Raw genomic sequence first — 12,552 nt, 5'->3', positions numbered from 1 at the left:
CCCCGCCGGTCCGAGGGCGGGTTCTAGCGATCCTCGCAACACCCTGGATTTCAGGGAGTTGCGAGGATCGTGGTTTCTGAGGAGTTGAGGGTTCGGTTCTTCGAGGCGCTCGACCGGGAGTCGGGCAGCATTCTGGCCGCTGCCCGTGTGGTGGGAGTGAACCGGAACACGGCCTACGGGTGGGCGCGCAAGGCCGGCATCCGAGGGCAGGGAAAGGCGGGTCCTGCCAGGCACCCGGGGCGTCCGGCCTACGAGCGCCTTCGTGCACTGGGTGTGTCGCGGCGTGCTGCTGCCGCGCAGGTGGGTGTTCACGTGCGCACCGCGCAGGACTGGGATCGCGGCTGGCGTAAGCAAGGGCACGTGCGGATCCATGACGATGGCCGCAAGATCGACTACAAATCCGGTGTGACCACGATCGTCGCCGCCTCGTCAGCACCGTCCCTCGCAGCGGTTGAGGCTGACCTGCACCCCCGGTTTCTCACGGTGGCGGAGCGGGAGACGATCGCTGATCTACTCCAGCCGGGACGCCTCACTGCGGGCGATCGGGCGGGCACTGGGCCGGTCGGCGTCCACGATCAAGCGCGAGATCGACGCCCGTTCGGTCGACGGGGTCTATCGGCCGCACGCGGCGCAGCGGGCGTGGGCGGGCAGTCGCGCCCGACCGAAGACGGCCAAGCTCGCTCAGGACGGGCCCTTACGCGACTACGTCGCAACCAAGCCGCGGGAACGGTGGTCTCCGGAGCAGATCTGTCACGCTCTGGTGGAGGAGTTCCCCGACGACAAGAGCATGCGGGTGAGTACGGAGACGATCTACCAAGCGATCTACGTTCAGGCCCGCGGCGGGCTACGACGCGAGGTCGCGGACGCGCTGCGCACTGGACGCACCCGCCGCAAGCCACACCGGCAGCCTGCACAACGCACGCCTCGCTTCGTCGACGAGATGGTGATGATCTCCGACCGGCCCCCCGAGGTCGAGGACCGGGCCGTGCCAGGGCACTGGGAGGGCGACCTGATCGTGGGCACCGGGTCGCAGTCGGCGATCGTGACCCTGGTCGAACGCACCACCCGGTATGTGATGCTCGGGCACCTGCCCGGCGGGCACACCGCCGAGGAGGTCCGCGACGTCCTGGTACCCCTGATCGCGACCCTGCCCAAGCACCTGCGCGGCTCGCTGACCTGGGACCAAGGCTGCGAAATGGCCGCCCACAAGCAGTTCACCGTGGCGACCGGGGTGCCGGTTTACTTCTGCGACCCGCACTCTCCCTGGCAGCGTGGCAGCAACGAAAACACCAACGGCCTGCTGCGCCAGTACTTTCCCAAGGGCACCGACCTGTCCATCCACTCTGCGGCGGACCTTGAGCACGTCGCCCAACAACTCAACAGCCGACCACGCAAAACGCTCGGCTGGAGAACCCCAGCCGAGCGTCTGCGTGATCTACTGACAACCACGTAGGTCATCAGGTGTTGCAAGGACCCCAAGAATCCGCCAAAGCGGGGCCAGGGGCGCCGGTGGGGCAGGAGTCAGCTCTTGAAGACGACGACCTTGCGGTTGGGCTCTTCGCCTTCGCTCTCGCTGTGCACGCCGTCGACGGCCGCAACGGCGTCGTGGATGATCTTCCGCTCGAACGGCGTCATCGGGCGCAGCCGCGCCTCCTTGCCGGTCTCCAGCACGGTCTCCGCAGTCGAGCGCCCGAGCTCGGTCAGCTCCTGCCGGCGGCCCGCCCGCCAGCCCGCGACGTCCAGCATCAGCCGGCTGCGGACGCCGGTCTCCTGCTGCACCGCCAGCCGGGTCAGCTCCTGCAGCGCCTCCAGCGCCTGGCCGCGTCCGCCGACCAGCTTCTCCAGATCGTCGCCGCCGTCGATGCTCACCACCGCGCGACCCGCCTCGACGTCCAGGTCGATGTCCCCGTCGTAGTCCAGCAGGTCGAGTAGCCGCTCCAGGTAGTCACCCGCGATGTCGCCCTCCTGCACCAGGAGACCTTCGGTGTTCGACACCTCGGACTTTTCGGCCTCGGTGTTCTCTGTGCTGTCCGTCTCGGTGTTCTCGGTGCTGTCGGTCTGGGGCTCGGCCGGGGACGGGCTCGACTCCTGCACGGTTTCGGACACTGGGTGTCTCCTCTCCAGGGTTCGCGACGGACTTAGCGGGACTCGCCCGGCTTGTCCGCGTCGCGAGAACGGTCTTCGATCACCCCGGGGATCTCACCGGGTTGGTCCTTGGCCGCCGGGTCTGCGGCCCGCGTGGTGTCCGTCTCCACCGCAGTGGATTCGACGACCACGGGCGCGCCGGCCAGCGCAGCCTCCTCGCGGTCGATCCGGCGGTACACCACGCGCTGCTGACCCAGCGTCCAGAAGTTGTTGGCCAACCAGTAGATGAGGATGGCCAGCGGCAGGAACGGACCGCCGATGATTGCGAACATCGGGAAGATCCACAGCGTCATCCGGTTCATGATCGCCGTCTGCGGGTTGGCCGCCGCGTCGGCGGTCTGCCGCTGCACCGAGTGGCGCGCGGTGAAGTGCGTGGCGATCGCGGCGGCGATCATCAGCGGCACACCGACCAGCATCATTTCCACCCGGTCGGTGCCGAACGTCGCGAGCACCTCGGGGGTCTGGCTGATGGTGTTCGACAGCTTCGCGCCGAACAGATCGGCCGCCACGAACGAGGCCACGTCGTCGGCGTTGAAGATGTAGTTCGACGGTGCGCCCGGCTTGAACCCGTTGAGCACGTGGAAGAGCCCGATGAACACCGGGACCTGCACCAGCATCGGCAGGCAGCCGCTGATCGGGTTGAAGCCCTGCTCGGCCTGCATCTTCTGCATCTCGGCGGCCAGCTTCTGCCGGTCGCCGCCGTACTTGGCCTGCAGCGCTCGGATCTGCGGCGCGAACTCCTGCATCTTCTTCATCGACCGCACCTGGTGCACGAACGGCTTGAACAGCAGCGCGCGCAGCGTGAAGACGAGGAAGATCACCGCCAGCGCCCAGGCGTAGCCGCTGGCCGGATCCAGCACAAAGCCGAACACCTTGTGCCAGAACCAGAGGATGGCCGACACCGGGTAATAGATGAAGTCCAGCACGCGGGCTACTCCTCGGCAGGTTTCTCGGGTACGCGGCCACCAACGGGGTCGCCCGCCGCGGACCGCTCACGGGGCGGTGGAACGGGGTCCAGGCCTCCAGGGTGCCAGGGGCCGCAGCGCAGCAACCTGCGCAGGGTCAACCAGCCACCGCGGAACAGGCCGTGGACGGTGAGCGCCTCGACCGCGTAGGTGCTGCAACTCGGGTAAAACCGGCACGACGGCGGCAGCAGCGGGGAGATCACCTTGCGGTAGACGTGCACCGGACCGAGCAGCACCCAGGCGAGCGGGCCCGGGCGCCGAACAGGGGCGCGGAGCCTGTCGTCGTGGCGCTCGTCCGAAGCCATCACCTGGAACCCGTCGCCGGAACATCGGGGGAGAGGACGCGGAGCTTGCGCAGCGCCACGTCGAGATCCGCACCGAGCTCACGACTGGATGCACCTGCCGCGGGCGGCAGGGCGCGGACCACCACCAGTGTGCCAGCGGGCAACGCCGGCAGGAGGTCGCGCATCAGGTGCCGGAGACGGCGGGTGACCCGGTGCCGGACGACGGCCGTCCCCACGGCCTTGCTCACGACAAAACCCACCCGGGTCGAGACATCCGAATTCCGGGTGGGTGCCGTTTTCGCTTCGGCTTCCGGCAAGGCCTCGCCGGTGTGGTGCGGGCCGAGGTCCCGAGCCTGGTCCGGACCCAGCACGTGGACCACCAGGCGGGACCGGCCGATCCGGCGACCACGACGGACCACCAGGCGGAACTCCTGGGGCTTGGTCAGCCTGGCTGCCGCGGGAAGCACGGCCGGACGCGATCAGGCAGTCAGCTGCGCGCGACCCCGGCGACGGCGCGAGGCCACGATGGCCCGGCCGGCCCGAGTGCGCATGCGCAGCCGGAACCCGTGCTTCCTGGCACGGCGGCGGTTGTTCGGCTGGAAAGTGCGCTTGCCCTTGCTCACGGTCGGATCTCCCGGTTACTACAGGCACCGATGGCCACGGTGAACCACGGTTCGGTCAAGGTGTCCCTGTTTCGCGAGCCGCAGTCGCTGGCCGTGCGGCGATCGGCGAACACCGAGCGGTGCACGGCGCCGGAATCTCGGCGCAGTGACATGCCCGCTCAGGAAGCGGGGGGACTGTACGAGAGTACGCAGTGGCAGCGGAGGACGCTGAACCGGGGTCGCCATCCGGCGACGATTACCGGGCACAACCGCCGCACCGGAGGCCACCAGGCTGACACATCCCGATCTTCGTGGCATCTCCGGGAGTCGCTTGTGACGCGGGCGCGACCTTGTTAGCGTGCCCCCCTGCGATGCGCGGACCGGCGTATGGGAGCACCGGTCTTCGGTGGGCACCTGACCTCGATCGCAGCGGTACAGCCGCCCCAGGAGGGATCACCGGAGCGGCCTGCCGTACCTTCATACACAAGTTGTGGACAACTCTGTGGACACCTGCTCGAACAGGTGTCCACTTGAGTATGGCCCCACCGTCCCGTGACACCGCCCGCGCCCGAGCACCGTGGGAGCCTGGCCCGGGACCGCACCGGGGGCTGCGCGAGCGAGGGGAGGGGAGCAAGGCGGTGTCCGACCACCAAGCCGATCTCGTTCGAGTTTGGGATGAGGTGGTGCAGGAGCTGTCTTCCGGCACGCTCTCGCCTCAGCAACGCGCCTGGATGCGGGTGACCCGACCGATCGGGCTGCTGGACGGTACCGCGCTGCTCGCCGCGCCGAGCGACTTCGCCAAGGAAGCCATCGAGCGCGCGCTGCGCGACCCGATCACCGACGCGCTTTCCCGCCGGCTCGGCCGCGCCGTGTCCCTGGCGGTGAAGGTGGACACCGCCGTTCCCGCGCCCACCCGCCCGGTCGCGGCACCCTCGTCGGCCGATTCCTGGTCCGGCCGCGGTCCCGGTACTCCGACCGGTGCCGATCACTCCGGGCATCCGTTCGTCTCCGCGCCTGGCTTCGGGCGGGGGCCCGAAGCTTTCGGGAACACCGCGCACACCGGCTCGATCAGCGGGCCCGTCACAGGTCCGGTGCCTGGTTCGGTGCCCGACGCCGGAGGGCGGCACGCGGCACCGGACAAGCACCCCGGGATCGACTTCTCGACGGCCGAGTTCAAATGGCCCAACGGCGAGGTTCCGTCGCCGTTGGATGCCGACGGCGACGGCGAAACCGACGAGCCGGAGAGCGCGGCGACCGAGCCGGAAGCCGACGAGTCCGCCAACGAGATCTGGCCGACCTTCGGCCGCGCCGGACAACCGGGCGAGCCGCACCAGGGCCAGCCGTTCACCGCGCCGAAGCATGCGCCGCCGACCTCGCAGACCCGGCTGAACGCAAAGTACACCTTCGACACGTTCGTCATCGGCTCCTCGAACCGCTTCGCGCACGCCGCCGCCGTCGCCGCGGCGGAAGCACCGGCCCGCGCGTACAACCCGCTGTTCATCTGGGGCGAGTCCGGGCTCGGCAAGACGCACCTGCTGCACGCGGTCGGCCACTACGCCCAGCGGCTTTTCCCCGGGATGCGCGTCCGCTACGTGTCCACCGAGGAATTCACCAACGACTTCATCAACTCGCTGCGCGACGACCGGCAGGTGGCGTTCCAGCGCCGGTACCGCGACGTCGACGTGCTGCTGGTGGACGACATCCAGTTCTTGGAGGGCAAGGAAGGAACCCAGGAGGAGTTCTTCCACACCTTCAACACGCTGCACAACTCGAACAAGCAGATCGTGGTGTCCTCGGACCGGCCGCCGAAGGGGCTGCGCACCCTGGAGGACCGGCTGCGCACCCGGTTCGAGTGGGGCCTGATCACCGACATCCAGCCGCCGGAGCTGGAGACGCGGATCGCGATCCTTCGCAAGAAGGCCGCCCAGGACCGGATGAATGCGCCGGCCGACGTGCTGGAGTTCATCGCGTCCCGGATCGAGCGCAACATCCGCGAGCTGGAGGGGGCGCTGATCCGGGTCACCGCGTTCGCGTCGCTGAACCGGCAGCCGGTCGACCTGCAGCTGGCCGAGATCGTGCTGCGCGACCTGATCCCGGACTCGCAGACCCCGGAGATCACCCCGCCGACGATCATGGCGGTGACAGCGGACTACTTCAGCGTGACCATCGACGACCTGTGCGGCCCGGGCAAGACGAAGGCGCTGGCGCAGGCCCGGCAGATCGCGATGTACCTGTGCCGGGAGCTGACCGACTCGTCGCTGCCGAAGATCGGCCAGTACTTCGGCGGCCGCGACCACACGACGGTGATGTACGCGGATAAGAAGATCCGCAAGGAGATGGCCGAGCGGCGCCGCGTCTACGAGCACGTCCAAGAGCTCACGGCCCGAATCAAGCAGCAGTCCCGCTGACCTCTCAAAGGAAACTGGGGGCGTCCCTGCGTGGCGGTGCGGGTAGAGCGGCCCCCTGCGGGAATTACAGACGCCGCCTGGACTCCGTGATCCCCAATTTACGTATGCCCAATACGCGGCTTCGGGGACTGGCCTCGCCAAGAACCCCGACGGGGTGGGCACAGTCTGAGAACCCGCGGTGGGGCAAAGGCCGTAGGTGGGCTAAGCGGCTTCGCCGCTTGCGACCGCTCCCGCAAGCCCAGCGTCGAGCATCGCAGCGGCGGTTTTGTGCGCAGGAAGGAGTGCGCGCCTTCGCTGCTTGCCTGATTCCGCGGTGCTGTTGAGAAGTTCGAGGTCAGAAGGGCCGGGCCGCTCAAATGGCCGCTGCGGGGCCGTCTCGGGGTCCCCGGTGTGATTCCTTCGCCTCTCGCGGCGAATCTTTCTGCTGACCTCGCCTGGCGCGAGCCACCCCCTTCAACAGAAAGCTCTCCCGTCGCGGCCCGTGGGGAATCACTCCGGCCGCGCGCCGTGATGTCCCGGAGCGGGGCTCCGGGACATCGTTGGTCGCTGCGCGCTTCGCGGCGCGCGCCGGACGTCCCGGGGCCCGCCGGGGACGTCGAGAGGTTTCTGTTGGACCACCCGGCTCGCATCAGACCGCCCCGACAGAAAACTTCGGGCCGCTTCGCGGGCCGCCGGAGCCCGGGATGCGCGCGAATCGAAGGCCGCGAACCGGCAGCGGGGCGCGCGCCCGGACAGCAAACCACCACGTTCCGAGGTTGATCAAGCGCGCTACGCACTCGCGGAGGGAGTTGGCGCGCCGAATTTTTCTGGGGACCCGGGTGGTCTTCGCCTCACCCCATCGGTAAAAAAGTCCGCCATGTCAACGGCAAGGCCCGAGTTATCCACAGATTCTTTATCCCCAGGCCTGACCTGGAGTTTTCCCCAATTCATCCACAAGCTGTGCACAAGCTGGAGCAGGCTGCCCACAGAGCGGAGCCGGGTTGACCACAACGCTTTCACAGCTTTGCCCACAACCTGATCGGTGGAGGACCCCAAAACCAACAGGGGGTGGGTATAACCGGGCCGAAAGCTGTGGATGGAACTGTGGACAACTCGGGGTGGTTGTGGATAAACCGAGGTGGGGCAAAAGTTGTCCACAACCAGGACGTCGTAGTCCCCGGTTACATCCCGTGTTCATCCACAACCGACCACGCCGTCCGACCAGCCCAAACGACACTTGTCCCCACAACTCACAGCCCTTACTACTACTACGGTCTTTTCTTCTCTTTGAAGAAAAAAGAAAAAGAGAAGAAGGCTCGGTGGATAAGTGGACAACTCGACCTGGACCCGCCAGGACGGCAGCACGAACTGCTCGGACCCGGATGCGGAGATCGCGGCGCACGCTCTACGGTGGAACTCCTGCGGAGGCCGCCGGCGTGAACTCCGGGTCGAGCTCGAGCCGACTTCGCGTGCACGGCGCTCGTGGGGGACCGCTTCGTCCTCGTTGCGAGGGGCGCGGGGCACACCGACTACACCGACCCGATGAGCTGCGCTCCAGCTCTACACAGTTCTCCGGCAGCCGAGCCACGGCTGGAACCGAAAGGACACCCATGAAGATCCGCGTGGAACGTGACGGTCTCGCCGACGCCGTCGCCTGGGTCGCGCGCAGCCTGCCGTCGCGCCCACCGGTTCCGGTGCTGGGCGGAGTGCTGCTCGACGCGAGCTCCGGGGAGGCGCTGACCATCTCCGGGTTCGACTACGAGGTCTCGGCCCAGGTCACCATCGACGCCTCGATCGACGCCAGCGGACGCACCCTCGTTTCCGGGCGGTTGCTGGCAGACATCACCAAGGCGCTCCCGGCCCGCCCGGTCGAGATCACCGTCGACGGCTCTCGCGTCACCATCACCTGCGGCAGCTCGCGGTTCAGCCTGCCGACCATGCCGGTCGAGGACTACCCGGAACTGCCCGCGATGCCCGAGCACGCCGGTTCGGTTCCGGGCGACCTGTTCAGCGAGGCCGTCGGCCAGGTCGCGGTGGCGGCCGGCAAGGACGACACGCTGCCGATGCTCACCGGCATCCGGATGGAGATCAACAACGACAAGCTGACCATGGTCGCCACCGACCGGTTCCGCTTGGCGATGCGCGAGATCACCTGGAAGCCGGGCACCTCGATGGAGGACACCGCGGTGCTCGTCCCGGCCAAGACCCTCGCCGACTCGGCGAAGACGCTGGGCACCGGCGGCGGCAAGGTGGAGATCTCGCTGGTCTCCGGCGAGGGCCTGCTCGGCCTGTCCGGGACGGCGCGCCGCAACACCACCCGGCTGCTGGACGCGGAGTTCCCGAAGTACCGGCAGCTGCTGCCCGCCGAGAGCGCCGTGACCGCTGACGTCGACGTCGCCCCGCTCATCGACGCGATCAAGCGCGTCTCGCTGGTCGCCCAGCGCGGCACCCAGGTGCGCCTGGAGTTCTCCGACCGGCTGCTGCGACTGACCGCAGGCGGTGACGACGAGGGCAGCGCCGAGGAAGAGCTCGCGGTCGAGCTGGTCGGCGAGCCGCTGACCATCGCGTTCAACCCGGCCTACCTGCTCGACGGGCTGGGCGCGATGAAGACCGAGCGCGCCCAGCTGCAGTTCACCACCGCCAACCGCCCGGCCCTCGTCAAACCGGTCGGAGAGGATGGCGAAGTGGCGGAGGGCTACCTCTACCTCCTGATGCCGGTCCGCCTTCCGGGCTGACCTGGGTCACATCCGGCGCACTGCCCGGCCGGAGCCGCGAACGCCGATGGCTAGGCTCCGGTCGGATCGATTCAGCTGGTGGTCCTCACCCCGCGGCCGGCCATCCGCGCCGACCAACCAGTCGATACACAGCTCGCAGAGGGAGATCCGGTGCAACTCGGACTTGTCGGTCTCGGCCGAATGGGTTTCAACATGCGTGAGCGGCTGCGCGCCGCCGGTCACGACGTCGTCGGTTACGACCGCAACCCGGACGTCAGCGATGTCGCTTCCATCGCGGAGCTGGTGCAGAAGCTGGCCGGCCCGCGGATCGTCTGGATCATGGTGCCGCACGGCGACCCGACCCGGCAGACCGTCGAGGAGCTGGCCGGGCTGCTGTCGACCGGCGACCTGGTGATCGAGGGCGGCAACTCGAAGTTCACCGATGACCAGGCTAACGCGGCGCTGCTCGCCGAGCGCGGGATCAAGTACGCCGACGTCGGGGTTTCCGGCGGCGTGTGGGGTGCCAAGAACGGTTACGGCCTGATGGCCGGTGGCGACGCCGAGGACATCGAGCGCGCCATGCCGATCTTCGACGCGCTGCGCCCGGAAGGCCCGCGCGCGGAGGGCTTCGCGCACTCCGGCCCGGTGGGTGCCGGGCACTACGCGAAGATGGTGCACAACGGCATCGAGTACGGCCTGATGCAGGCCTACGCCGAGGGCTTCGAGCTGCTGTCGGCGTCGGACGTGGTCACTAACGTGCCGGAGACGATCAAGGCGTGGAGCCGCGGCACGGTGGTCCGCTCCTGGCTGCTGGACCTGCTGGTCCGCGCGCTGGAGGAGGACCCGGAGCTGGCCGAGTTGCGCGGCTACGTCAACGACTCCGGCGAGGGTCGGTGGACTGTCGAGGAGTCGATCAACAACGCCGTGCCCACGCCGGTGATCACCGCCTCGCTGTTCGCGCGGTTCGCCTCGCGCCAGGAGGACTCCCCGGCCATGAAGGCGGTCGCGGCGCTGCGCAACCAGTTCGGCGGCCACGCCGTGGAGAAGACCGAGGACTGACCGGGGCCCGGAAGCGGTGTTGATTTGCCGACAAATCAACACCGGCGACCGTCCTCGCTGTTTCCGCAGGTCAGGTGTCTTGAGTACGTTGAGGTGCGGTAGCGACTCAACGCACCAGGCAGCTACCAGGAAAATCCCGCCCCAGGGAGCACCGCCGCCCGCTGTCCTGGCGATTTGCCGACAAATCGCCAGGGCGACAAAGGCGTCGAATCCGCGAATTCGGCGACCGGGCGGACGACCGAAGAAAGCTGCGAATAAGTTGGATCGCCGTGTACGTCCGTCATCTGCAAGTGACCGACTTCCGGTCGTGGCCGCACGCCGACCTGGACCTGGAGCCGGGCATCACCGTGCTGCTCGGGGCCAACGGGCAGGGCAAGACCAACCTGGTCGAGGCGATCGGCTACGCCGCGACCCTCGGCTCGCACCGCGTGTCCACCGATGCCCCGCTGGTCCGCGACGGCGCGGCGCGCGCGGTCGTGCGGGCCGCTGTGGTCAACAGCGGGCGCGAGCTGCTGGTCGAGCTGGAGATCACGCCGGGCAAGGCCAACCGGGCGCGGATCAACCGCGGTGCCGTCGCCAGGACTCGCGACGTGCTCGGCATCCTGCGCACCGTGCTGTTCGCACCGGAGGACCTCGCGATCGTGCGCGGTGATCCGGGCGAGCGCCGCCGGTTCCTCGACGACCTGCTGGTCACGCGGTCACCCCGGTACGCAGGTATCCGCTCGGACTACGACCGGGTGCTCAAGCAGCGCAGCGCTCTGCTCAAGTCCGCGGGCGCGGCGCGCAAGGGCGGCGGCTCGGCGGACCTGCGCACGCTGGAGGCGTGGGACGGCCACCTGGCCCGCTTCGGCGCCGAGCTGCTGGCTGGTCGGCTCGACCTGGTCGCCGCCATCGCACCCCACGTGACCAGCGCATATGCCAACGTCGCGGCGACTGATGAGGCGACCGTGCCGTCCGGTCGGGTAGCCGACCTCCGCTACCGCAGCAGCCTCGGCGAGTCGCTGCCCGAGGGCTACGGCGTGCCGCTGGGCAAGGCCGCCGACCCGGCGGAACTGGAAGCGGCCCTGCTCGCCGAGCTGGAGCGGGTCCGGCCGCAGGAGATCGACCGCGGCGTGTCGCTGGTCGGGCCGCATCGCGATGACCTGGAACTGCTGCTCGGCGACCTGCCCACGAAGGGCTACGCGAGCCACGGCGAATCTTGGTCGTTCGTGCTGGCGTTGCGGCTGGCTTCCTACCACCTGCTCACCGAGGATGGCGCCGAGCCGGTGTTGATCCTGGACGACGTCTTCGCCGAGCTCGACCGCCACCGCCGGGCCCGGCTGGCCGACCTGGTGGCCGGGGCCGAGCAGGTGCTGGTGACCGCGGCGGTGCCGGAGGACGTTCCGCCGGAGCTCACCGGTGCCCGATTCGACGTCCGGGAAGGCGAGGTGCGACGTGTCTTATAACCGTTCGCAGTCGTCAAGTAAACCCAGAGTGATCGCCGCGGCCCGAAACGCCACAGATTTGCCCACATCTGGGGATAACTCTGTGGATGGTGTGGATAACTCGGCGCCATCAACAGGACCATCGACAGCGTTCCCGGTGGATACCGGGACGTCGCCGGTCGGGTCCGACGGGGCCGCGCTGTCCGGTCCCGACCTCGCCCGGGCCGCCCTGCAGGCCGCCCGGGAGCAGTCCGCGGCCCGCCGGCGCGACGGCAATAAGAAGGGTGGCGCGGTCCGGACACGCCGCCGTCGTGGCTGGTCCGGGCCCCGCCCGGACGACCGCGATCCGCAGCCGCTGGGTCGGCTGGCCGCCCGGATCGCCAGCGAGCGCGGCTGGACCGAGCACCTCTCCGGCGGCCAGGTCTTCGCGAAGTGGGCGTCCCTGGTCGGCGGCGACGTGGCCGAGCACACCAAGCCGGTGGCGCTGAAGGACGGCGAGCTCACCGTCCAGGCCCAGTCCACCGCGTGGGCCACGCAGCTGCGCCTGCTCCAGCGCCAGATCCTGAAGCGGATCAGCGACGGCGTCGGCCGCGACGTGGTGCGCCGCATCAAGGTGCAGGGCCCGGCCGCGCCGAGCTGGCGGCACGGACCCAGGCATATTCCCGGGCGTGGCCCGCGCGACACCTACGGCTAGTAGCCTGCCGATACACGCTCGCCGCCGGCCCGCGCGGGCCGGCGGCCCCCAGGCGAGGTGGGGCGAATGGCCCGGTCGCGCCGAGGAGCAGACCCGCGGGCCGGTCCACCGCCGGATCGGCAAGCGGCCGATCGCCACCGAGATCCCCCGGCTACCTCTCGAGGCTCTCGGATGGTGGATTGATTCGAGTTCTCCGTCCTGTGAGGAAGTCAGGGGTGTCCTTGCCCTACTTCTGTCGCGGGGGGCCAGTAGAATCAGGACAGGGTGTGGCCGACGCC

General features: G+C 68.9%; 10 protein-coding genes and 1 pseudogene. 6 read left to right on the top strand and 5 right to left on the bottom strand.

The window, feature by feature from the left end; all coding sequences use genetic code 11:
* Nucleotides 1-273 precede the first annotated feature (273 nt).
* Nucleotides 274-1,453: pseudogene (locus DL519_RS30200) on the top strand (IS30 family transposase).
* 68 nt (nucleotides 1,454-1,521) lie between these two features.
* On the opposite strand, the gene DL519_RS30195 reads toward DL519_RS30200, so the two are convergent.
* The 5 genes from DL519_RS30195 to rpmH form a co-directional block, all read right to left on the bottom strand.
* Nucleotides 1,522-1,995 carry a Jag family protein gene (locus DL519_RS30195; RefSeq protein ID WP_223840387.1) on the bottom strand — a complete coding sequence of 158 codons (474 nt, stop codon included), beginning with the start codon at nucleotides 1,993-1,995 and terminating at the stop codon, nucleotides 1,522-1,524.
* A gap of 143 nt (nucleotides 1,996-2,138) precedes the next feature.
* Entirely contained in the window at nucleotides 2,139-3,071 is a 933-nt protein-coding gene (gene yidC / locus DL519_RS30190) for a membrane protein insertase YidC (RefSeq protein WP_190819821.1), read from the bottom strand.
* A 5-nt stretch (nucleotides 3,072-3,076) separates the two neighbouring features.
* Nucleotides 3,077-3,415: a membrane protein insertion efficiency factor YidD gene (gene yidD / locus DL519_RS30185; RefSeq protein ID WP_190819819.1), complete on the bottom strand. Its 339-nt coding sequence runs from the start codon at nucleotides 3,413-3,415 to the stop codon at nucleotides 3,077-3,079.
* On the bottom strand, nucleotides 3,415-3,861 hold the full coding sequence (gene rnpA / locus DL519_RS30180) for a ribonuclease P protein component (protein ID WP_190819817.1): 447 nt from the start codon (nucleotides 3,859-3,861) through the stop codon (nucleotides 3,415-3,417). Before rnpA ends, yidD begins: the two co-directional genes overlap by 1 nt.
* Nucleotides 3,862-3,873: 12 nt before the next feature.
* Nucleotides 3,874-4,017 carry a 50S ribosomal protein L34 gene (gene rpmH, locus DL519_RS30175; RefSeq protein WP_083822226.1) on the bottom strand — a complete coding sequence of 48 codons (144 nt, stop codon included), beginning with the start codon at nucleotides 4,015-4,017 and terminating at the stop codon, nucleotides 3,874-3,876.
* Between the two features lie 617 nt (nucleotides 4,018-4,634).
* Here rpmH and dnaA point away from each other — a divergent pair.
* From dnaA to DL519_RS30150, 5 genes are all read left to right on the top strand, one after another.
* Nucleotides 4,635-6,404: a chromosomal replication initiator protein DnaA gene (dnaA, locus tag DL519_RS30170; RefSeq protein ID WP_190819815.1), complete on the top strand. Its 1,770-nt coding sequence runs from the start codon at nucleotides 4,635-4,637 to the stop codon at nucleotides 6,402-6,404.
* 1,589 nt (nucleotides 6,405-7,993) lie between these two features.
* Nucleotides 7,994-9,118 (top strand): DNA polymerase III subunit beta, encoded by a 1,125-nt coding sequence (gene dnaN / locus DL519_RS30165; protein WP_190819813.1) that lies wholly within the window; start codon nucleotides 7,994-7,996, stop codon nucleotides 9,116-9,118.
* A gap of 150 nt (nucleotides 9,119-9,268) precedes the next feature.
* Entirely contained in the window at nucleotides 9,269-10,156 is an 888-nt protein-coding gene (gene gnd, locus DL519_RS30160) for a phosphogluconate dehydrogenase (NAD(+)-dependent, decarboxylating) (RefSeq protein ID WP_190819811.1), read from the top strand.
* 269 nt (nucleotides 10,157-10,425) lie between these two features.
* Nucleotides 10,426-11,601, top strand: a complete 1,176-nt coding sequence (recF, locus tag DL519_RS30155; protein WP_190819809.1) for a DNA replication/repair protein RecF — start codon at nucleotides 10,426-10,428, stop codon at nucleotides 11,599-11,601.
* A gap of 136 nt (nucleotides 11,602-11,737) precedes the next feature.
* Nucleotides 11,738-12,274, top strand: coding sequence for a DciA family protein (locus DL519_RS30150; protein WP_190819807.1), 537 nt, complete (start codon nucleotides 11,738-11,740; stop codon nucleotides 12,272-12,274).
* Nucleotides 12,275-12,552: the final 278 nt, after the last annotated feature.

The organism is Saccharopolyspora pogona (assembly GCF_014697215.1).
GTDB lineage: Bacteria > Actinomycetota > Actinomycetes > Mycobacteriales > Pseudonocardiaceae > Saccharopolyspora > Saccharopolyspora hattusasensis.
Note: the sequence above shows the minus strand (reverse complement) of the source record. Positions and strands in the feature narration are given on the sequence as shown.